27 protein-coding genes and 1 riboswitch are annotated in these 21,477 nt (G+C 47.6%); all 27 genes read left to right on the top strand.

The window, feature by feature from the left end:
- Window positions 1-63: 63 nt before the first annotated feature.
- Window positions 64-795 (top strand): stage II sporulation protein R, encoded by a 732-nt coding sequence (gene spoIIR / locus BK127_RS21425; RefSeq protein ID WP_076233560.1) that lies wholly within the window; start codon window positions 64-66, stop codon window positions 793-795.
- A 108-nt stretch (window positions 796-903) separates the two neighbouring features.
- Complete coding sequence (locus tag BK127_RS21420) at window positions 904-1,974, top strand: L-threonylcarbamoyladenylate synthase (protein ID WP_076233559.1); 1,071 nt, start codon at window positions 904-906, stop codon at window positions 1,972-1,974.
- A gap of 84 nt (window positions 1,975-2,058) precedes the next feature.
- Window positions 2,059-2,622: a manganese efflux pump MntP gene (locus tag BK127_RS21415; RefSeq protein ID WP_076233558.1), complete on the top strand. Its 564-nt coding sequence runs from the start codon at window positions 2,059-2,061 to the stop codon at window positions 2,620-2,622.
- A gap of 108 nt (window positions 2,623-2,730) precedes the next feature.
- A complete protein-coding gene (locus tag BK127_RS21410) occupies window positions 2,731-3,309 on the top strand; it encodes a low molecular weight protein arginine phosphatase (protein WP_076233557.1) in 579 nt (192 codons plus the stop codon).
- A gap of 85 nt (window positions 3,310-3,394) precedes the next feature.
- Window positions 3,395-3,475: riboswitch (ZMP/ZTP riboswitch) on the top strand.
- Window positions 3,476-3,637: 162 nt separating this feature from the next.
- Complete coding sequence (rpiB, locus tag BK127_RS21405; protein WP_076233556.1) at window positions 3,638-4,096, top strand: ribose 5-phosphate isomerase B; 459 nt, start codon at window positions 3,638-3,640, stop codon at window positions 4,094-4,096.
- 35 nt (window positions 4,097-4,131) lie between these two features.
- Window positions 4,132-4,701: a TIGR01440 family protein gene (locus BK127_RS21400; RefSeq protein ID WP_076233555.1), complete on the top strand. Its 570-nt coding sequence runs from the start codon at window positions 4,132-4,134 to the stop codon at window positions 4,699-4,701.
- 69 nt (window positions 4,702-4,770) lie between these two features.
- Window positions 4,771-6,018, top strand: a complete 1,248-nt coding sequence (gene glyA, locus BK127_RS21395; protein ID WP_076233554.1) for a serine hydroxymethyltransferase — start codon at window positions 4,771-4,773, stop codon at window positions 6,016-6,018.
- Window positions 6,019-6,360: 342 nt separating this feature from the next.
- Entirely contained in the window at window positions 6,361-6,990 is a 630-nt protein-coding gene (gene upp, locus BK127_RS21390; protein WP_076233553.1) for a uracil phosphoribosyltransferase, read from the top strand.
- Between the two features lie 56 nt (window positions 6,991-7,046).
- A complete protein-coding gene (gene wecB, locus BK127_RS21385) occupies window positions 7,047-8,189 on the top strand; it encodes a non-hydrolyzing UDP-N-acetylglucosamine 2-epimerase (protein WP_076233552.1) in 1,143 nt (380 codons plus the stop codon).
- A gap of 174 nt (window positions 8,190-8,363) precedes the next feature.
- Window positions 8,364-8,585: an AtpZ/AtpI family protein gene (locus BK127_RS21380; RefSeq protein ID WP_076233551.1), complete on the top strand. Its 222-nt coding sequence runs from the start codon at window positions 8,364-8,366 to the stop codon at window positions 8,583-8,585.
- Window positions 8,586-8,981 (top strand): ATP synthase subunit I, encoded by a 396-nt coding sequence (locus tag BK127_RS21375; RefSeq protein ID WP_076233550.1) that lies wholly within the window; start codon window positions 8,586-8,588, stop codon window positions 8,979-8,981. It begins immediately after the preceding gene.
- A 33-nt stretch (window positions 8,982-9,014) separates the two neighbouring features.
- Window positions 9,015-9,713, top strand: coding sequence for a F0F1 ATP synthase subunit A (gene atpB, locus BK127_RS21370; protein WP_076233549.1), 699 nt, complete (start codon window positions 9,015-9,017; stop codon window positions 9,711-9,713).
- A gap of 74 nt (window positions 9,714-9,787) precedes the next feature.
- Complete coding sequence (gene atpE / locus BK127_RS21365; protein ID WP_076233548.1) at window positions 9,788-10,012, top strand: F0F1 ATP synthase subunit C; 225 nt, start codon at window positions 9,788-9,790, stop codon at window positions 10,010-10,012.
- A 78-nt stretch (window positions 10,013-10,090) separates the two neighbouring features.
- Window positions 10,091-10,576 (top strand): F0F1 ATP synthase subunit B, encoded by a 486-nt coding sequence (gene atpF, locus BK127_RS21360; RefSeq protein WP_076233547.1) that lies wholly within the window; start codon window positions 10,091-10,093, stop codon window positions 10,574-10,576.
- Window positions 10,573-11,124, top strand: coding sequence for a F0F1 ATP synthase subunit delta (locus BK127_RS21355; protein ID WP_076233546.1), 552 nt, complete (start codon window positions 10,573-10,575; stop codon window positions 11,122-11,124). The genes atpF and BK127_RS21355 overlap by 4 nt, the downstream gene beginning before the upstream one ends.
- A 16-nt stretch (window positions 11,125-11,140) precedes the next feature.
- Window positions 11,141-12,658: a F0F1 ATP synthase subunit alpha gene (gene atpA / locus BK127_RS21350; protein WP_076233545.1), complete on the top strand. Its 1,518-nt coding sequence runs from the start codon at window positions 11,141-11,143 to the stop codon at window positions 12,656-12,658.
- Window positions 12,659-12,780: 122 nt separating this feature from the next.
- A complete protein-coding gene (gene atpG / locus BK127_RS21345; RefSeq protein ID WP_076233544.1) occupies window positions 12,781-13,641 on the top strand; it encodes an ATP synthase F1 subunit gamma in 861 nt (286 codons plus the stop codon).
- 136 nt (window positions 13,642-13,777) lie between these two features.
- A complete protein-coding gene (atpD, locus tag BK127_RS21340; protein WP_076233543.1) occupies window positions 13,778-15,184 on the top strand; it encodes a F0F1 ATP synthase subunit beta in 1,407 nt (468 codons plus the stop codon).
- 142 nt (window positions 15,185-15,326) lie between these two features.
- Entirely contained in the window at window positions 15,327-15,728 is a 402-nt protein-coding gene (locus BK127_RS21335; RefSeq protein ID WP_076233542.1) for a F0F1 ATP synthase subunit epsilon, read from the top strand.
- A gap of 286 nt (window positions 15,729-16,014) precedes the next feature.
- A complete protein-coding gene (locus tag BK127_RS21330; RefSeq protein WP_076233541.1) occupies window positions 16,015-16,380 on the top strand; it encodes an NADH-quinone oxidoreductase subunit A in 366 nt (121 codons plus the stop codon).
- A complete protein-coding gene (locus BK127_RS21325; protein WP_076233540.1) occupies window positions 16,365-16,883 on the top strand; it encodes a NuoB/complex I 20 kDa subunit family protein in 519 nt (172 codons plus the stop codon). Before BK127_RS21330 ends, BK127_RS21325 begins: the two co-directional genes overlap by 16 nt.
- Window positions 16,880-17,929, top strand: coding sequence for an NADH-quinone oxidoreductase subunit C (locus tag BK127_RS21320; RefSeq protein ID WP_076233539.1), 1,050 nt, complete (start codon window positions 16,880-16,882; stop codon window positions 17,927-17,929). The genes BK127_RS21325 and BK127_RS21320 overlap by 4 nt, the downstream gene beginning before the upstream one ends.
- A 6-nt stretch (window positions 17,930-17,935) precedes the next feature.
- Window positions 17,936-19,036, top strand: coding sequence for an NADH-quinone oxidoreductase subunit D (locus tag BK127_RS21315; protein WP_076233538.1), 1,101 nt, complete (start codon window positions 17,936-17,938; stop codon window positions 19,034-19,036).
- Window positions 19,036-20,046 carry an NADH-quinone oxidoreductase subunit NuoH gene (gene nuoH / locus BK127_RS21310; RefSeq protein ID WP_076233537.1) on the top strand — a complete coding sequence of 337 codons (1,011 nt, stop codon included), beginning with the start codon at window positions 19,036-19,038 and terminating at the stop codon, window positions 20,044-20,046. Before BK127_RS21315 ends, nuoH begins: the two co-directional genes overlap by 1 nt.
- Window positions 20,047-20,092: 46 nt before the next feature.
- Entirely contained in the window at window positions 20,093-20,536 is a 444-nt protein-coding gene (gene nuoI / locus BK127_RS21305; protein ID WP_076233536.1) for an NADH-quinone oxidoreductase subunit NuoI, read from the top strand.
- A gap of 1 nt (window position 20,537) precedes the next feature.
- Complete coding sequence (locus BK127_RS21300; protein ID WP_076233535.1) at window positions 20,538-21,062, top strand: NADH-quinone oxidoreductase subunit J; 525 nt, start codon at window positions 20,538-20,540, stop codon at window positions 21,060-21,062.
- 11 nt (window positions 21,063-21,073) lie between these two features.
- The gene (gene nuoK, locus BK127_RS21295) at window positions 21,074-21,385 is read left to right on the top strand and encodes an NADH-quinone oxidoreductase subunit NuoK (protein WP_076233609.1); all 312 of its coding nucleotides are present in this window, start codon (window positions 21,074-21,076) and stop codon (window positions 21,383-21,385) included.
- Window positions 21,386-21,477 lie beyond the last annotated feature (92 nt).

Here is a 21,477-nt window from a genome sequence, read left to right as displayed (position 1 = left end):
TATCGGTGCATACTGTTACTAGAAAACAAGACGCAGCGAAACTCGAGAGGGAGGGTATCATTCATGAGAAAAAACAACGGTTACCGCCATCATATCTATGTTATATTTGCACTCATCATCCTGATTTGCAGCTGGGAAGCCAATCTTCAGTCCTCTATCATTTTGGCATCAGGAATAGGTTCTGAGGCAGAGCGGGCGAATGGAGCGGGTAGTATTCCTCAGGAATCGATCCGTTTGAGGATTTTGGCCAATTCGGATTCACCGGCTGACCAATGGATCAAGCGCGAGGTGCGTGATGCCATTATCGAAGAGATGCAGCAGTGGGTTACTGAGCCGCAGGGCATGGAAGCAGCTCGTGCTGCTGTTCGTGCCCATTTACCAGAGCTGGATAGAATCGTTGGCAAGACTCTGGGCCAATATGGATTCACTACTCCTTATCAGGTGGATCTGGGTGTTGTACCTTTCCCTGCCAAAATGTATGGGAGTCAAATTTACCCTGCTGGCGATTATGAAGCGCTTCGTGTATCGATTGGGGCGGCAGAGGGGCAAAATTGGTGGTGCGTGCTATTCCCTCCGTTATGCTTTGTTGATTCTGAGGTTATTGCCAAACCATCCAAGGAACTCGCTGCAGACGTTGGATCACCTGTTTCGAAGGTGGGACAAAAGACTTCGACAGATCTAAAGTCTGAAGGAAAAAGCAGTTCGTCGGACAAGCTTGTTCAGTCTCAGACTGAAGCAGTACAGCCAGAGATTCATTTCTTTCTGTGGGATTTACTGAAAAAGATATTTGCTTAAAAGATCACAAACAGGGCAAGCCCCTGAGACCAAATAGATATCATGATGAATACGTCAGGAATTTTGAACCATGAACAATGGATCCTGCACAGATTGGAGGCCTATGCGATGACAAAATTATGGAAAGCTACTGGCGACGATCTGGAGCTCGAGGAGCTGACAGAGCCCGCGCGAATTCTTCGCCAAGGTGGGTTGATCGCGTTTCCTACGGAAACGGTTTATGGCCTTGGTGCCGATGCCAGGCAGACAGATGCGGTCAATAAGATTTTCATGGCAAAAGGACGGCCCTCAGATAATCCGCTTATTGTACATATTGCAAATCGGTCTCAAATGGCAGAGCTGGCAGCTCCTCCGGATGGGACTGTTTCGCGTTTGCTGGATCTTTTTTGGCCTGGGCCTCTGACGGTCGTTCTTCCTATCATACCAGGCGTTCTCTCACCTCTGGTCACAGCAGGCCTGTCTACGGTTGGGCTGCGTATGCCGGACCACCCGGTCGCCTTGCAGCTGCTTAGGGCTGCTGGCTGTCCAGTAGCAGCCCCCAGTGCGAACAGCTCAGGGCGGCCAAGCCCTACAACAGCCGCACATGTGTACGATGATCTGGCCGATCGAATTGACGGTATTGTGGATGGGGGGGCTACAGGCGTTGGTCTGGAATCTACAGTCGTCGAATATACAGCGCCGAACGGGGATGGAGGAGGCGTGCTTCATATTTTGCGGCCAGGTGGTGTATCGGCTGAGCAATTGATTATGGCGCTGCCTGGCATCGAGGTGCGCGAATCCTCTGTACACCCGGATTCATCCTTAGCGCCACGAGCGCCTGGGATGAAGTACGCGCACTACGCGCCTCGCGGTGCGATGACCCTCGTTCAGGGCAGCGCTCCTGAACAGGTGCTCGCTCGCCTCCAGCGCGAGCTCGACCAAGCCCACGCGCGCGGAGAGCGCACAGGCGTACTCACTTATCGTGAGCACGCCGATGCACTGCGCGCGGATACGGTTGTCGCCTGCGGAAGCCTGGGCGACCTTGAATCCGTTGCGCACGGGCTGTACGCCGCGCTGCGCCAATTCGATGAAGCCGGCGCGGACTTCATCGTAGCCGAAGCCTGCCCCGAATCGGGTATCGGGGCCGCTATTATGAACCGGCTGCGCAAAGCGGCAGCCAACCGTATTATCCACGTGTAGCAGCAGCCACAAGTCCAAACCCAGTCATGATTCTCTACTTGTCCGCATATGTTGATGAAGAACAGGACAGGGGGTCGACAGGAGATGGACTGGGCGTCACCACTGATGGTGGGGCAATTCATAACCATACTGGTCATGGCAGTAGCCTTAGGTCTGGATGCGTTATCACTGGGTATCGGAATCGGGATGAAGGGCATTCGAAAGTGGGATATCCTCAAGCTGAGCCTGATGATTGCGGTATTCCATATGGTCATGCCGCTTGCGGGTATGTTTATGGGCAGCTACATGGGTTCGTTATTAGGTGGAGTAGCGACGATAGCAGGAGGCATCCTGCTTGTGATTCTTGGTATACATATGATCTACAATTCCTTGAAAGGGGAGGCGGCGAAATCCGTTGATCATAAAACCTTTCTGGGCATGCTGGTGTTTGCGATTAGTGTCAGCATCGATTCATTCTCCGTCGGCGTATCGCTGGGCATGTTTGCTGGTGACCGTGCGCTGACGGTACTGATGTTCGGTACGGTAGGGGGAGTCATGTCCATTACCGGATTGATGCTTGGCCGTAAAGCGGGACGTTGGGTCGGAGAGTACGGGGAAGCCGTAGGTGGAGTCATTCTGCTGGCATTCGGTGCACGCTTTTTATTATGAATCGGATTCAGGGCTACAGCTACATATCCATTTTTACGTCGTTTTGAGGTACAATAGGAATAGGGCTCAACAGCCAATCATCATAGAGGAGAAAGGTGGGGATTTCTAATGAACCGAATATTGTTTGTGTGTACCGGGAATACGTGCCGCAGTCCGATGGCAGAAGGTATGCTTCGCGCGATGTTGAAAGAGCAGGGGATGAATCACATAGAAGTCCGTTCGGCCGGGACCTCAGCGGGTGATGGCTATCCTGTTTCCACTAATGCAGCAGTTATATTGCGGGAAAAAGATGCTTTGCAGGCGATTAGCTCTTCCTCATTAACAGGCTCTTTGCTGGATTGGGCAGATGTGGTGCTCACCATGACCACGAGTCACAAGCAGCAAGCGATCCAGCGTTTCCCGGCATTCGTAGACAAGATGCACACACTCAAAGAATTTGTGAGTGATGATCCTTCCGCTAAAGCGCGTATGGACGAGTTGGCTGCGTTGATTGCTGAGCTTCAGTTCAAGCAGTCTTTATCCCAGCAGGTGACGATGGAGGAACGAGCGAGAGTGAGGCAACTGGAGCAGTCTTTGCCCGACTACGATATTGCCGACCCGTTCGGCGGATCTTTATCGCTATACAGACAATGCGCAGCAGAAATCGAGGAATGCCTGCATCGGTTGGTACGACGTCTTAAAGCGTGAGATTTTTTGAAAGAAAGTTCAAGGAAATAGGTTTTTTTACGGCTTTACAGCCTTGATCATTTCCGTTATGATAAGAATAAGAAGCAGGACCTGATGTAACTGGCGACGAGTGGGGCTTACCACAATGGAGCATCGGGGCATACGGCCGGTCGCCTGGGCAAAGAGCATTGCAGTGCTGATAGTGGCATGCAGTATGCTCTTTTTTCGTTTAGGATTCACCATATTTGATTTCATTTTTCTGTACGCATTACGGTATAATGGACAAATTGGATGACAATCAAACTCATCATACGATAGTGTCCAGAAAACTTGTCAGGAGGCGCATCAAATGAAGATAGTAATAGGCTCTGATCATGCAGGCGTTCAGTTGAAGGATGGAATTATTAAGCTTGTGCAATCTTTGGGCCATGATGTGACAGACGTAGGCTGTCATAGCACGGATTCCGTGGATTATTCGGATTATGCGATCGAGGTTTGCAATAAGGTTGCCGCAGGAACGGCCGACAGAGGGATCTTGCTTTGTGGGACGGGAATTGGAATGACGATTGCAGCTAACAAAATCGCCGGCATTCGCTGTGCGCTTGTACACGATCTGTTTTCGGCCCAAATGACCCGTCAGCACAATGATTCCAACGTACTGGCAATGGGGGAACGTATTGTCGGACCGGGACTGGCTGAATCCATTGTGAAGGTTTGGCTCGAAACCGAGTTTTCCAACGGTGAACGTCACGTGAACCGCATTCATAAAGTAATGGAACTGGAAGACAAAGTCACTCCTCAATCGTAATCATTCGTACAGCTTGACGAAGGAGGCAACGGGGTATGGACATTCAGTCACAGGTAGAACAAGTGCTGCGTGAGCTGGTACAGGCAGGTAATATCCAGACAGGACAGCTGCTTGTTATCGGGACGAGTACGAGCGAGGTGCTGGGTCATCACATTGGTACTTCAGGCACAGAAACGGCTGCCCAGCCTATCTTCGCTGCGATTGAAGCCGTTCGCGCCGAGGCGGGTTTTTACCCGGTATTTCAATGCTGTGAGCATTTGAATCGGGCGTTAGTCATGGAGCGTGCAGCGATGCTGGCTTACCGGCTGGAGCCGGTGTCGGCGATTCCCGTTCCGCGTGCAGGCGGCTCTATGGCTTCATATGCCTACAAGCATTTGCAGCAGGCCTGTCTCGTTGAAGCCGTGTCGGCCCATGCAGGCATAGATATCGGCGGAACGCTGATTGGGATGCATCTGAAGCCGGTCGCGATACCGCTGCGTCCCTCGATCCGGATCATTGGCCATGCCTCGGTGCAAATGGCTTATACCCGTCCGAAGCTCATTGGTGGTGCTCGGGCTGTATATGTGGTAGATGAGAGTTCTGCTGACAACGGATTTTGTGATTAAACCCAATTAACTATAATGTAGAAGCTTACGAAGTAAGTTTTCTGCGAAAATCTAAAGGAGGATTTTATTATGGAACAATTACGTAAGCAGGACCCCAAAATCGTGGAGGCTATGAATCTTGAAATCGGTCGTCAACGCGACAAAATCGAATTGATCGCATCGGAAAACTTCGTCAGCGAGGCGGTACTGCAAGCAATGGGTACGGTACTGACCAATAAATACGCTGAAGGCTACCCTGGCAGACGTTATTATGGTGGTTGTGAGTATGTAGACATTGTAGAGGACATCGCTCGTGATCGTGCCAAGGAATTATTTGGAGCTGAGCATGCCAACGTACAGCCGCATTCCGGCGCTCAAGCCAACATGGCTGTTTACTTGGCAGCTCTACAGCCTGGAGATACGGTATTGGGCATGAGCTTGGCTCACGGTGGTCACTTGACCCATGGCAGCCCGGTTAATGCATCCGGTATTCTATACAACTTCGTTTCCTACGGTGTTATCGAAAGCGACTCCCGTATCGATTATAATGATGTGCGCAAAGCGGCATTCAAACATAAGCCTCGTATGATCGTAGCTGGTGCCAGCGCATATCCACGTACGATTGATTTTGAAGCTCTGGCGTCGATCGCTAATGATGTAGGCGCATTGCTCTTTGTTGATATGGCACATATCGCTGGTCTGGTAGCGGCTGGTCTGCATCCAAACCCGGTTCCACATGCACACTTTGTAACGACGACTACCCATAAAACACTTCGTGGTCCTCGCGGCGGTATGATCTTGTGCCGTAAACCATGGGCTGCTGCCATCGATAAAGCTGTATTTCCTGGTACCCAAGGTGGTCCTTTGATGCATATTATTGCAGCTAAGGCTGTATCCTTTGGCGAAGCTTTGCAGCCGGAATTCAAAACTTACGCACAAAAGGTTGTCAACAATGCCAAAGCATTATCGGAAGCTCTAATTTCCGAAGGTATCGATCTTGTATCCGGTGGTACCGATAACCATTTGATGCTGATCGACCTGCGCAACACGAGCATCAGCGGTAAAGAAGCTGAGCACTTGCTGGATGAAGTTGGGGTTACGGTTAATAAAAATGCGATTCCTTTCGATCCAGCCAAGCCGATGGTAACCAGTGGTGTTCGTGTTGGTACTCCGGCTGCAACTTCCCGCGGTATGGATGAAGAAGCAATGAAAACTATTGCCAAGATCATTGCCTTGACTTTGAAAAATCCAACTGATGCTGCTGTACATGACAAAGTCCGCGGTATGGTTAAAGATTTGACTGCACAGTTCCCTTTGTATCCGGGCCTGTCCTACTAATACCTGATTATCAGGCTCGCCTCCTCAACTAACGAGTGCGATCTATAGACCATAGCCAAGAGGCTGGAGATGATGTAGAGATCTCCGGCCTCTTCATGATTTCAGGATACGGCCTGGGACCACTCCGAAACTGAGCAGCGATTGACACGCCATGAACGCTCTTCGCATTGGCTTCTATGAGTTCGTACATGAATAGGAACTGTACATTCATTACGTCCAGCCTGCCTTTTTACGCTGGAGCCTGACAGTCGCTGAGTCTGTCGTCAATGCGCGAAACTTGTTGGGATAACATCTCACAGGTGTGGTATAATAGACGAGATTTGGCGTAAAGGGGAATTGTTTATGGGAAAATTATTTGTGTGTGATCATCCGTTGATCCAGCATAAGCTTACGTACATACGGGATGAATCCACACTAACCAAAGATTTTCGCGAATTGGTAGATGAAGTATCGACACTGATGGCGTACGAAATTACAAGAGACATTCCGCTTGAAACCGTGCAAGTCAAAACACCAGTGACCACGACGGATTGCAAAGTGATTTCGGGCAGAATGCTGGGACTTATCCCGATTTTGCGTGCAGGACTTGGCATGGTAGATGGTATTCTGAGATTAGTACCCGCAGCCAAGGTAGGTCATATCGGCTTGTACCGTGATCCAGAGACACTTGAGCCTGTTGAGTATTATGTAAAGCTGCCTACCGATGTACAGGAACGGGAATTGATCGTGATAGACCCGATGCTGGCAACCGGAGGTTCTGCGAATGCAGCAATAACGGCGTTGAAGAGCAGAGGCTGCTCGCAGATCAAGCTGATGTGCCTCATTGCAGCGCCCGAGGGTATTCACGCTGTACAGCAAACGCATCCCGATGTGGATATATATGTAGCAGCTATTGACGACTATTTGAATGACCACGGTTACATCGTTCCCGGACTGGGAGATGCAGGTGATCGTCTGTTCGGTACGAAATAAAAATCAGCAAGCAGATGAATCTATAACAGAAAATGTACATAGGGGGACAGCCGTTCATGGGTAAAACCAAAGTAATTACGATTTTCGGAACCCGGCCGGAAGCCATCAAGATGGCGCCGCTGGTACTTGAGCTTCAAAAGCATTCTGAATTTATCGACTCACGTGTATGCGTTACCGCACAACATAGGGAATTGCTGGATCAGGTTCTGGAAACATTCCATATTACACCTGACCATGATTTAGATGTCATGAAGGATCGTCAAACATTGAACGAAGTGACCGTACGGGTGCTTCAAGGGTTGGACCCGGTATTCCGCGAAGAAAAGCCGGACCTGGTGCTCGTACACGGAGACACGTTAACGACATTCCTGGCAAGCTACGCGGCTTTCTTACAGCAGATCCAGGTGGGTCATGTGGAAGCAGGCTTGCGTACCTGGAACAAAATGTCACCGTATCCGGAAGAAATGAATCGCCAGCTGACCGGCGTATTATCCGATCTGCATTTTGCTCCGACCCAGTTATCTGCCGACAACCTGCGCAAAGAGAATAAGTCAGAGGCAACAATCTTCGTAACAGGAAATACGGTGACAGATGTGTTCCAGTATACGGTGCAGAATGACTTTACCCACAATGTACTGGATTGGGCAGCAGGTAAGCGTCTGATCCTGATGACCGCGCATCGCCGCGAAGCACAAGGTGAGCCACATCGGCAAATTTTCCGTGCCGTGCGTCGGATTGCTGATGAGTTTGACGATATTGCCATCGTGTATCCAGTTCACCCGAGTCCAGCTGTAAGAGAGCCGGCCTACGAAATGCTGGGTGATCATCCGCGTATCAAGCTCGTAGATCCGCTAGATGTACTGGAACTGCACAATTTATATCCGCATACCCACATGATTTTGACTGATTCCGGTGGGTTGCAGGAGGAAGCTCCTTCGTATGGAGTGCCCGTTTTAGTTCTACGTGAAACAACGGAGCGGCCGGAAGGTATTGATGCAGGAACGCTGGAGCTTGTCGGAACCGATGAAGAGCATGTGTATAATCGAACCCGTGCATTGCTGACAGATCCGGTATTGTATGAAAAAATGAGTCAGGCTGCCAACCCCTACGGCGATGGAAAAGCGTCGGAACGGATCGTTCAAGCCATCCTTTACCATTTTGGACATGCTACAGTAAGACCGGAGTCATTCCAACCGTGACAATCCTATGACAAACGTCAGAGCGTGCAGTAGTACTGTTTGGTTTGGAATTGCTAAAAACGTTGATATAACAGCATTTTTAAGAATTTCATCCACAGTTATTTAGAGAGAAAGACAATTGACAAACCCGACGTTGCTTCGTTACAATAAGTGAGGATTCTCAGGAGGGTGTATATGAAACAGCCAAACCGTAATGATAATCCATGGCGTGCAGCTGCTTTAACGACGGCTATCGGAATTGATCTTGTTGTCTGTTTACTGGCAGGGTATTGGTTTGGAGATTGGTTAAGCCAAACGCTTGGCGGGCAGTTGTGGTTACTGGGTGGTTTTTTGCTGGGGCTTACGGCTGGAATCATTAGCATTTATTTTATGATTAAGCAGTACGGAGGGCTATAAATGAACGAGTTTACGGCCCATCTGAAAACGTTTCAAAACGTCTTTCTATTTTTCTTATCCTTTTGTCTGGTTGCTTGGGCTCTTTTCGTGGAATACCGACCCTATTCAGCTGGTTTGATGCTGGGGGCTGCCGTTAGTATGATTAACGCAAGGTATCTGGCCTGGAAAATTCGCAAGCTATCGGATAAGGTTATCACCGCTCCACCGGGGCAAGGGATTCCGAGCAAGGCTAACATAGGCTTTCTGACTAGAGCGGCCATAGGAGGTTTGGCGGGTCTTATCGCAGTCCGGTTTCCGGAGCAATTCGCGTTAAGTACAACCGTCGCTGGATACCTTATCGCTCAATTGGCAACACTTGTATTGGGTATTATTTCTGTCAAAAGATCCAAGAAGTAAATCCATCTGTGGAAAGGGGTGAAATTGGAAAACATGGAGCATCAAGTACCGGGAGTAGAATGGTTTGGATTTCACTTTGATCTGTCAGCGCTTCTCATGATTGGAGTGACCAGTGTTCTGGTATTAATACTCGCGATTGCCGGAACGAGTAAAATTTCGGTAACGAATCCTTCGAAGCTGCAAAACTTTATGGAATGGGTTGTAGAGTTTGTTGAAGGGATCATCGGCAGTACTATTGGTTCTAAACATGGGAAGCCGTTTATAGCACTTGGTTTAACCCTAATTATGTACATTTTCATTGGAAACATGCTGGGGCTGCCGTTCTCGGTCGTAACCTCAGATCACGTGTCATGGTGGAAATCACCGACGGCGGATATTGCCGTTACTGCAGCACTTACGGTTATCGTCATTGCGCTTAGCCACTTTCTGGGTATCACACGCAATACGAAGCACTATTTTGCTCATTACTTTGAGTATAAAGGGGTTATGCTTCCGCTGCATTTGATTGAGGTGGTATCCAAGCCGCTGACGCTTGCTTTCCGTCTATACGGAAATATTTATGCAGGTGAAATTATGATTGGTGTCATTTTGGGAGCGGGTTGGTTTGGAATATTCCCTCTAGCCATATGGCAAGGTTTTAGTGTGTTCGTTGGCGCCATTCAGGCATTCGTATTTACAATGTTGACAATGGTTTATATTTCACAAACGTTGATTCACGAAGAGTCTCACTAAGGTACAAGACTTACCTCGGGAAAGTCTCGAGTTATTTATAAAAAAACTTTACAATTTAAGGGAGGATTTTCTTAATGGGAGCTTTAGCATTAGTAGCAGCAGCAATCGTATTTGGTTTAGGGGCACTTGGTGCAGGTATTGGTAATGGTTTGATCGTAGGTCGCGCTTTGGAAGGTATTTCTCGTCAACCTGAACTTCGTGGTACTTTGCAAACAACGATGTTTATCGGGGTAGGTCTGGTAGAAGCAATGCCGGTTGTTGCATTGGTTCTTGCATTCATCTTGATGGGTCGTGCTTAAGAAATCGTTTGGCGGGGATGGTTGCAAAAGCCTCCACGCCTTCGTTTTGCCTACGCTATGAGAAGGGAGTGACGTTACTTGCATATTGAATGGTCCACGTTTTTTATTCAAATCGTAGCCTTCTTGCTTCTATATTTACTGCTGCAAAAGCTGGCGTTCGGTCCTTTGTTTGGCATGATGGAAAAACGCAGACAGCTTGTTAAGGATCAAATTCAAACGGCTGAAAATAACCGGAAGCAGGCTGAGCAATTGTTAGAGGAGCAAAAGCTGGCTCTACAACAGACTCGCAAAGAAGCACAAGACATTATCGAACAAGCTAAACAAATCAGTTCCAAACAAGCAGACGAAATTACAGCTGCTGCACGTGCGGAAGCGACTCGCGTGAAAGACGAAGCGATTCGTGATATTGAGAATGAGAAACATAAGGCGGTTGCCGCCCTTCGCAGCCAGGTTGGCGCGATGTCTGTTCTCATTGCTTCCAAAATTATCGAAAAACAAATTGATGAGAAATCTCAAGAGCAATTGGTAGAGCATTACCTGAAAGAGGTAGGAGGCAACCAATGAGCCAGGATACCATCGTAGCCAAAAGATACGCAAAAGCGCTTTTTGAGCTAGCCAAAGAACAGAACAAGATTGCTCAGGTAGAAGAAGAACTGAAGTTTATCGTAGCGGTTTTAAAGGAAAACAGTGACTTGCACAAGCTGATCAAGCATCCAGGGATCGGGACTGTATCCAAAACAGCGCTGCTGAAAAACATTTTTGAAAGTCAGCTTTCGGAAATTACCTTTAGCACTTTGCTGTTGCTCATCGATAAAGGCAGGGAAGAATTGCTGGAATCGCTAGTTGGTTACTTTGTAACGATTGCCAGTGAGGCCCTTGGTCAGGCAAAAGCCATTGTTTATACGCCGGTCGTTCTTCAACAAGCTGAGCTTGATCATATTGCTGCAACATTCAGCCAATTGGTTGGCAAACAAATTCGTGTTGAAACGGCTATTGATACAAGCCTGCTCGGCGGAATTAAAGTGCGCATCGGTGATCGTCTGTATGACGGCAGTTTATCCGGCAAGCTGGATCGACTGCAAAAATCCTTGAATTCAACTCAAGCACTGTAGATAGGGGTGAGGAAATATGAGTATCAAACCTGAAGAAATCAGTACGCTGATTAAACAGCAAATTGAACAATATAAATCTGACATTCAAGTCGTTGACGTAGGTACAGTTATCACTGTCGGTGATGGTGTTGCTCGTGCGCACGGTCTTGAGAATGTTATGGCAGGCGAATTGCTTGAGTTCCCCAACGGTGTTCTTGGCTATGCCTTTAACTTGGAGGAAAGCAACGTAGGTATCGTTATTTTGGGACCTTTCACGGATATTCGTGAAGGCGACCAAGTAAAGCGTACTGGTCGTATCATGGAGGTTCCTGTTGGTGAAGAATTGATCGGCCGTGTTGTTAACGCGTTGGGTCAACCCGTTGATGGCAATGGTCCTCTGAATACAACAAACACACGTCCGGTTGAATCACCGGCTCCAGGTGTTATGGCTCGTAAATCCGTATTCGAACCGATGCAAACCGGAATTAAAGCGATTGATGCGATGATTCCAGTAGGCCGCGGTCAACGTGAGTTGATCATCGGTGACCGTCAAACAGGTAAAACGGCTATCGCGATCGATACGATTATTAACCAAAAAGGCAACGGCGTGAAGTGTATTTATGTTGCTATTGGTCAAAAACAATCCACTGTCGTTAACGTAGTTGAAACCCTACGTCGTGCTGGCGCTATGGAATACACTATCGTTGTAACAGCAAGTGCTTCCGAGCCTGCTCCAATGTTGTGGCTTGCTCCTTATGCAGGCTGCGCAATGGGTGAATATTTCATGTACAAAGGCGAGCACGTATTGATCGTTTATGATGACTTGTCCAAGCAAGCAGCAGCATACCGTGAGTTGTCGCTCTTGCTTCGTCGTCCACCGGGTCGGGAAGCTTACCCAGGTGACGTTTTCTACCTGCATTCCCGTTTGCTTGAGCGTTCAGCCAAGCTGAGTGATGCACTCGGTGGCGGATCGATCACAGCTCTTCCGTTTATCGAAACGCAAGCTGGTGACGTATCCGCTTATATCCCAACGAACGTTATCTCGATTACAGATGGTCAGATTTTCCTGGAGTCCGATTTGTTCTACTCCGGTCAACGTCCAGCTGTTAACGTAGGTATCTCCGTATCCCGGGTAGGTAGCTCCGCACAAATTAAAGCAATGAAAAAGGTTGCCGGTACGCTGAAGACTGACCTCGCCCAATACCGCGAGTTAGCCGCTTTCGCAGCGTTCGGATCCGATTTGGATAAAGCTACACAAACTCGTTTGAACCGTGGTTTGCGTACATTGGAAATTTTGAAACAAGGCGTTCATCAACCGCTGTCCGTTGAAAAACAAGTCGTTTCGATCTATACGGTTGTTAGAGGACATCTGGATGAATTGCCTGTACAAGATATTCGCCGTTTTGAAGCTGAATTCTTGGCTTTCGTGGATACGAAGCATCCTGAGATTTTCCAAAGTATCCGTGATACGAAAGATTTGACTACGGATAATGAAAATGCTTTGAAAGAAGCGATCAAGCAGTTCCAAAAAGGCTTCGCTACTACGACTGTATAATGCACAATGAACAAGGGCTTCTCTTTACAGGGAAGCTCGGTGTTCCATTTTAAGTCTTTTAACAGGCTTTTCGAGTGAAGGCTTTTCTTATACAGAGAAGCTTCGAGAGAGAGGTGAGTCAGTTGGCAAAAGGAATGCGCGAAATTAAGCGCCAGATCAAGTCCGTACAAAACACAAAGCAAATCACCAAGGCGATGGAAATGGTAGCTGCATCGAGATTAAGAAAAGCTCAGGCAGCTGCTGAGGCATCACGACCTTACACGGATAAGCTTAAGGAAGTTGTCGGCAGTATCGCTGCAGGCAGCAAAGGTTTGAAGCATCCCATGCTGCAAAATCGTGAAATCAAGAAGACCGGATATCTTGTTGTTACGTCAGACCGCGGTCTCGCTGGTGGCTATAATGCTAACGTACTGCGCAGAGTGATGCAGGAGATCAAGGAAAATCACAAATCACCTAGTGAATATGTGATTTTTGTAATCGGCCGTAAGGGCAGAGATTTCTTCCGTCAACGCAATATCGCGATTGCTGAAGAAGTAACGGGAATTCCTGATTCTCCGAGCTTCGCGGATATCAAATCGATTGCGGCATCGGCAGTGAAAAACTTCGAGAACGGTTCTTTTGACAAGCTGTATCTGGTTTATAACAAATTCGTAAATGCTATCACGCAGGAACCGATGATCAAGCAGCTTTTGCCTATGGAAAACATGGGTGGTGTTGCATCCGTTGCTAACTATGAGTATGAGCCGTCACCTGAGGGTGTACTTGAAGTGTTGCTGCCTAAATATGCGGAAACCTTAATTTATAGTGCGGTATTGGAAGGTAAAGCAAGTGAGTTTGGGGCAAGAATGACGGCAATGAACAATGCGACGAAGAATGCAACCAAGATGATCGGATCCTTGACACTGGTGTATAACCGTGCTCGTCAGGCTTCGATTACACAGGAAATTTCGGAGATTGTTGCCGGTGCAAACGCACAAGCTTAAAACTTGCTAGTAAAGAACGTTTTGCTACAGCAAAACTCAGCACATGCTTACGAAGCAGCTTTATTCAAAAATAAAGCTTTAGGATTTGCTTACGAAGAAAGTTTTGCTTAAGCAAAACTCGAAGGAGGAGAAAACATTGAGCAAAGGACGCGTTGTGAATATAACGGGGCCGGTTGTCGACATTGAGTTCGAACGTGGACAACTCCCTGAGATTTTGAATGCAATCACAATTGAGAAAAAAGCCGAAAAAGCTGGCGAGCAGGATATCAAGTTAACTGTTGAAGCAGCTGTACATTTGGGCGATAATCTGGTTCGTTGTGTTGCGATGTCAACTACGGATGGTCTTGTTCGTGGTACAGCAGCAATCGATACAGGTGCAGCGATTTCAGTACCGGTAGGTGCAGCAACACTTGGACGTGTATTTAACGTATTGGGTAACCCGATTGACGGTAACGAAGAAGTAGACCGTACATTAACGAGCCCGATTCACAAAAGCGCGCCTGCATTTGAGAACTTGTCAACGCAAGCGGAAATTTTGGAAACAGGTATCAAGGTAATCGACTTGATGGCTCCTTACGTTAAGGGTGGTAAAATCGGCTTGTTCGGTGGTGCCGGCGTAGGTAAAACCGTAACGATGCAGGAATTGATTCACAACATCGCATCCGAGCATGGCGGTATTTCCGTATTTGCCGGTGTTGGTGAGAGAACGCGTGAAGGTAATGACTTGTATCACGAAATGAAAGAATCCGGCGTTATTGACAAAACCGCAATGGTTTTTGGTCAAATGAATGAACCTCCAGGTGCGCGTCTGCGTGTAGCCTTGTCCGGTTTGACAATGGCTGAATATTTCCGTGATCAAGAAGGCCGTGACGTGCTTCTGTTTATCGATAACATTTTCCGGTTTACTCAAGCGGGTTCCGAGGTATCAGCCCTACTTGGACGTATGCCTTCCGCAGTAGGTTACCAGCCAACGCTGGCAACTGAAATGGGTCAATTGCAAGAACGTATTACTTCAACTAAACAAGGCTCTGTAACTTCGATCCAAGCGATCTATGTTCCTGCCGATGACTATACCGATCCGGCTCCTGCTACAGCATTTGCCCACTTGGATGCAACTACAAACCTTGAGCGTAATATTGCTGCAATGGGTATTTTCCCGGCTGTTGATCCACTCGCATCCTCTTCCCGTATTTTGACTCCTGAAATTGTTGGTGAAGAGCACTACAACGTAGCACAAGGCGTTAAGAAAACATTGCAACGCTATAAGGAATTGCTGGATATTATCGCAATTCTGGGTATGGATGAGTTGTCTGAAGAAGACAAGCTTACCGTATACCGTGCAAGACGGATTCAATTGTTCTTCGCTCAACCGCTTCACGTTGCTGAGGCGTTTAACGGGATTCCAGGGCTTTTCGTTCCGATTAAAGATACTGTGCGCAGCTTTAAGGAAATTCTTGAAGGTAAGCATGACCATCTTCCGGAACCGGCATTCCATAACGTGGGTGCAATTGAGCAAGTTATCGAAAAAGCAAAAACCATGTAAGTTCGCATTAGCGAATTGAATGTATGCTACAAATTGAGTTTGCATTCGCAAACCATATGAAGTAGAGCTTTCCATATGGAAAGCTCAGATGATGCTTACGAAGTAAAGCTTTCCTTACGGAAAGCTCTTAGGAGGAGTCCAAGTGAGTACTTTCTTGCTGGAAATTGTTACCCCTGAGCGTAAAGTGTACACCGATCAGGTGGACATGATTAGCGTGAAGGGTGCAGAAGGAGAGCTTGGTATTCTGCCAAATCACATCCCTTTGGTCACTCCATTAAAAGTGGCGCCGGTTATCGTGAAACAGGGCGGTAAGCAGCATTATATCGCCGTGAATGGTGGCTTTATGGAGGTACGTAAGGATAAGGTGGTCATATTGGCGGAAAGCGCCGAGCTGCCGGAACAAATTGATGTCGATCGTGCTAAAGAAGCCAAGACGCGTGCTGAACAGCGTATGTCTTCCAAACAGGATCAAGTCGATTTCAAACGCGCTGAACTGGCTTTGCAAAGAGCGGTTAATCGGATCAACGTTTCCAGTAAATCTTAAGGAAACGAACATAAACGGAGGGACACATGTTCCTTCGTTTTTTTGTGTTTTATAAAAAATGTGATATGGAATATTGATTAGACACCTAAACACCCATTTGATATAATTGTGGGGCATATACGAACAGAAGTTATGTGCATGTTCTGATTTGCAAATGAGGGAAGGCTTCGCGATTGCAACTTGGGTGCGCTTACAAGCTTACATGAACTGGACTTTTCTTATAAATCTCACAGCACATTTCCATAAAGCTTAACTATTTATAGCATGGGGAGGCGAGTCGTTCACGATGTATATGAACAATTACGTTGTCGTAGCCATTTTTCTCATTCTTGGTGTATTGCTTCCTGTTGTAGCACTTACAGCAGGCCGTTTCTTGCGTCCTTACAAGCCGCTGGATGAGAAGTATACTACTTATGAGAGTGGTAACGAACCGGTCGGCGAGAGCCATGTGCGCTTCAACATCCGGTATTACTTATTTGCGCTGATGTTTGTCATTTTTGATGTGGAAACTGTATTTTTGTACCCATGGGCCGTTGCTTTTAAGCAACTGGGCTTGTTTGCTGTTGTTGAAATGGCGATTTTCGTAGGACTGCTTGTGGTTGGATTAATTTATGCTTGGAAGAAGAAGGTGCTGCAATGGACTTCAATCTAGAGTCAATTAGTCCGGAAGAAAGAGAAGAGCTGGAGCGCAATGTGTTTATGACAACGCTTGAGCAGGTAAAAGCTTGGGCAAGAAGTAATTCGTTGTGGCCTTTAACCTTTGGATTGGCATGCTGTGCGATTGAAATGATGGGTGCCGGAGCTTCTCACTACGATTTGGACCGTTTTGGCGTTATTTTTCGGACTTCACCAAGGCAATCCGACGTTATGATCGTGGCAGGCACCGTAACCAAGAAGATGGCTCCATTGCTGCGCCGCCTGTACGACCAAATGCCAGAACCCAAATGGGTAATTGCTATGGGCTCCTGTGCCACCGCCGGTGGACCTTACGTCAAATCTTATGCCGTTGTTAAAGGCGTGGATCAGGTCGTACCGGTTGACGTCTACATTCCAGGCTGTCCGCCGAATCCTGCTGCTCTGATTTATGGAATTAACAAGCTGCAGGAAAAAATTCGTTATGAGGCGAAAACCGGCAAGCAGGTGACTAATCGATGAGTGATGAGCAAAAGAAAGATGAATTGGATACAGATAAACGGAATACGGATAAGCTGAATACAGATAAAACTCTGAAGGAACCACAACTGAACGAAGAACCACCGAAAGCTGCTGCCGATGCAGCGGCAGATCCATCCACTGTCACCAAGGAACCAGATTCAGCTGTCAGATTACCGACGTCAGGGGAATCGCAATCAGCAGCTTCTGATAAGAGGGGTAACCCAAGCACTGAGAGCCCCTCAGCCGAAGCAGCAGATGCTTCAGGCGCAGCGCCTGGGACTGATGCATCTACAGTAGATGCAGAGCAGGAAGCAAAGGCCAAGGCTGACGCGGAAGCGCGAGCTGCCAGGGCCATCGCGCGAGCCAAAAGGGCTGAGGCGGCAGCAGGAGCGTCTCCTGCTGCAACACCAGGCGCAGCTTCGACAGAAGCTCCTGCGGGTGACCCAGCGGCAGCGGATGATGAGAAGGAAGCGAAGGCGAAGGCTGCCGCAGAAGCACGCGCTGCTCGTGCCGCTGCCAGAGGCAAGAAAACAGAGGGTGAAGAGGACGCAGGGCCGAAGGTTCCTTCACCATTACAACCGCGGCTGGATCATTGGGTTAAACTGATCAAGGAGCAGGTGGGCGAGGCTGCAATCGAAGAAGCCTTTATTAATGAAAGAGATGCACATCTGCCTTATGTGATCATTAAGAACGAGCACTGGTCTGGAGTTGCGTTATTGTTGAAGCAGCATTGTGAGCTGAAGCTGAACTATTTGCGAAATGTTTCAGGTATTGATCAGGAAACTCATATGGAGGTTGCCTATCATTTGCTTAGTCTGGATACGAAGGCTGAAATGTGCGTGAAAGTGAAAACGTCTCGTGAAACACCATCCATAGACTCGGTCACACCGATATGGCCAACCGCCAATTGGAATGAGCGTGAGATCTTTGATCTGCTCGGTATTGATTTTCCCGGACATCCGGACTTAAGAAGAATAATGATGTCCGACGATTGGGTCGGCCATCCGCTGCGTAAAGATTATGAAGCGCTTGATCCGGAGGTGTAGAAGCTTTTGATTAGAACGGAAGAATTGCTGTTGAATGTTGGACCTCAGCATCCTAGTACGCACGGGGTGTTTCGAATTGTAGTCAAGCTGGATGGTGAGATCATCACCCATGCTGATCCTGTTATGGGCTATCTCCACAGAGGGACGGAGAAGCTCGCAGAAAATTTATCGTATACCCAAATCATTCCTTATACGGATCGTATGGACTATGTTTCGGCGATGACCAATAACTATGTGCTTGTACACGCAGTAGAAAAGCTGATGGGATTGGAAATACCGGAAAAAGCTGATTTTTTGCGACTTATTGTGATGGAACTGCAGCGGGTTGCCAGTCATTTGGTATGGTGGGGAACCTATTTGCTGGATATTGGAGCGATGAGCCCGTTTTTGTTTGCATTTCGCGACCGGGAAATTATTATCGATCTGTTCAATGAATTGTGTGGTGCCCGTTTAACCTATAATTATATGAGGGTTGGCGGCGTGAAGTGGGACGCTCCCGAGGGCTGGATCGAAAAAGTACGCAAATTCATACCCTACATGAGAGAAAAATTGATTGAGTATGGTAATTTAGTCAGCGGCAATGAGATTTTTCTGGCACGGATCAAGGGTGTTGGTAAGTATGATGCAGAAACAGCGATTGCTTATGGGTTGAGCGGGGCTAATTTGCGCTGTACGGGAATCAATTGGGACATCCGCAAGGATCAGCCTTACTGCTTGTATGACCGGTTCGAATTTGATGTGCCTGTAGGTACCAAAGGGGACTGCTATGACCGTTATTTACTGCGTTTTGAAGAGATGAGACAGTCGCTGCGGATATTGGAGCAGGCCGTCGAGCAGTTTCCTGCAGAGGGTGAGATTATGGGTAAGGTACCTCGTGTGCTTCGTGCTCCTGAAGGAGAGGTATATGCCCGAATTGAGTCGCCTCGCGGTGAAATCGGATGTTATATCGTGTCCAGGGGCAAGGATAAGCCATATCGATTGAAGTTTCGCAGACCTTCCTTTGTAAACCTGCAAATATTGCCCAAATTATTGGTTGGAGAAACAATGACCAATCTCATCACGATACTCGGAGGCATTGATATTGTCGTCGGGGAGGTGGACTGCTAATGGCCCAACTGTTAAATGAGCAGTTGACGTGGATCAACTTTGCGATTTTTTTCGCATGGGGCGTCGTACTGCTGATGGTTGTATTAGGCTTCGTTACGTATGCCATTTATTTTGAGCGTAAGGTTATCGGATGGATGCAAATGCGTATTGGTCCCAATCGGGTAGGGCCGCTCGGGCTCTTGCAATCGGTAGCCGATGTACTGAAGCTGTTAATCAAGGAGGATACGATTCCTCATAAGGCGGAGCGGGAGCTGTTTATTCTGGCTCCGGTCATCACGTTTATACCGGCATTTGTCGTTATCGCAGTCATCCCGTTCAGCGATAAGCTGTTCAGTACGAATCTGAATGTTGGGCTGCTGTTCTACGTGGCACTATCGGGAATATCAACGATTGGCATTGTGCTTGGAGGCTGGGCTTCCAACAATAAGTATGCATTAATCGGCGGTATGCGTTCCGCGGCACAGATGATCAGCTATGAAATTCCGTTGGTCATTTCCGTTATCGGTGTTATCATGATGTCAAGCAGCTTGAACCTGAATGTAATTGCACAGGCGCAGGCGGGGGGATTCTGGCATTGGAATTTCCTTCCCCAAATTATTGGTTTTGCTGTGTTTGTAATTGCTGGAGTGTCAGAGCTGAATCGAACTCCATTTGACCTTCCAGAGGCGGAGTCAGAGTTGGTGGCGGGTTATCACGTAGAGTACAGCGGTTTCCGGTTTGCGTTCTTTATGCTTGCGGAATATGTTTATGTATTCGCTATTGCCGGTCTTGCAACTACGCTGTTCCTGGGCGGATGGCATGCACCTTTTGCTTTTCTTGATTTTATTCCAGGCTTAGTCTGGTTCTTATTGAAATTCTCAACCATCGTTTTCTTCTTGTTCTGGATTCGGGCTACACTGCCGCGGATTCGCGTCGATCAATTGATGGGATTGGGCTGGAAGGTCCTGCTTCCGTTAGCGTTGATCAATGTGCTCGTAACTGCTGTTTATATGAGCATTGGCAGGTCATAAGCCCTTGCAGTCGGTGTATTTCTTCAAATAGGAAGGGTGAGAATTGATGAAAGGAATAATTAAAGGGCTTGGAGTTACCCTCAAAAGCATGACACAAAAAAAAGTAACCTATGCGTACCCTGAAGTACCGATAAAGATGCCGGACCGGTTTCGGGGAATTCAACATTTTGATCCGGAAAAATGTATTGTGTGCAACCAATGTGCCCGTATTTGTCCAACCGAATGTATTACGTTAACAGGTAAAGCCAATCCGGATCCGGAGAAAAAGGGCAAGGTCATCGATACGTACGATATTAATTTCGAGCTTTGTATTTTGTGCGATTTGTGTACAGAGGTATGCCCGACAGAGGCTATTGTCATGACCAATAACTTTGAGCTTAGTGCTTACAGCCGTGACGATCTTTTTAAAAATATGGCATGGTTAAACGAAAACAATGTGAATGTGCGGAAGGAAAACAATTCAGCGCTTCCGAAAGGCGGGGCTAAGTAGCATGTTGAGCAATATGGGGACTTTTTTGTCCAGCGGCGAGAACATTGCCTTTTTCATCTTTGCTTTAATGGCTATCGGCGGTGCGATCTTTATGCTGAGCTTCACAAAGGTTGTGCATATGGTCGTAGCTATTGCAATGACGTTTATTAGTATGGCTGGGTTGTATGTCATTCTGAATGCCGAGTTTGTCGCTTTCGTGCAGGTGTTGATTTATGCAGGCGCCATTTCGATCCTGATGATATTCGGGATTATGATGACCAAGCATCAGGGTGAAGAGATCGAACCGAAACGGCCTGTGTACAATACGCTGCTCTTCATCGGGGCAGCAGGGTTGTTCGGTGTCCTGTTCTACGCCATCCAAAATACAATGATGCCCACAGGTGAATTCAAAGACGTAGCAGACAACACGCTGGAAATCGGGAGGCTGCTGTTCACGCAACATGTCATTCCGTTCGAAATTATGTCTGTGCTGCTGACGGTGTCTTTTATCGGAGCTATTGTTGTAGCCAAAAGGGAGGAGGATTAATCGTGAGTGGAATGAGTGGATTAGCGATACCTTACTTGACACTGGCGGCTATTTTGTTCTGTATAGGGCTCTATGGCGCTTTGTCCAAAAAGAATGCGTTGATCGTGCTGCTGTCGATTGAACTGATGCTCAACGCGGTCAATTTAAATCTGGTCGCGTTCTCCAAGCTCGGGATACATCCTAACTTAACGGGACAGATTTTTTCTTTGTTCAGTATATCTGTCGCGGCAGCAGAGGTTGCGGTTGGCATAGCGATTTTGATCACGTACTATCGCAACAGAGGCACAACGGATGTTAATGAAATGAATTCGTTAAAACGATAAGACGTTGTTAATGGGGTTCATAACGCTTTCGACGTGAGCTTGCTAAAGCAAGCTTGAAGTAACGCTTTCGATGTAGCTTGCTGTGCAAGCTT

The organism is Paenibacillus sp. FSL H7-0331, from assembly GCF_001956045.1.
The sequence above is the reverse complement of the archived record's forward strand: the minus strand, read 5'-3'. Positions and strand labels throughout refer to the sequence as shown.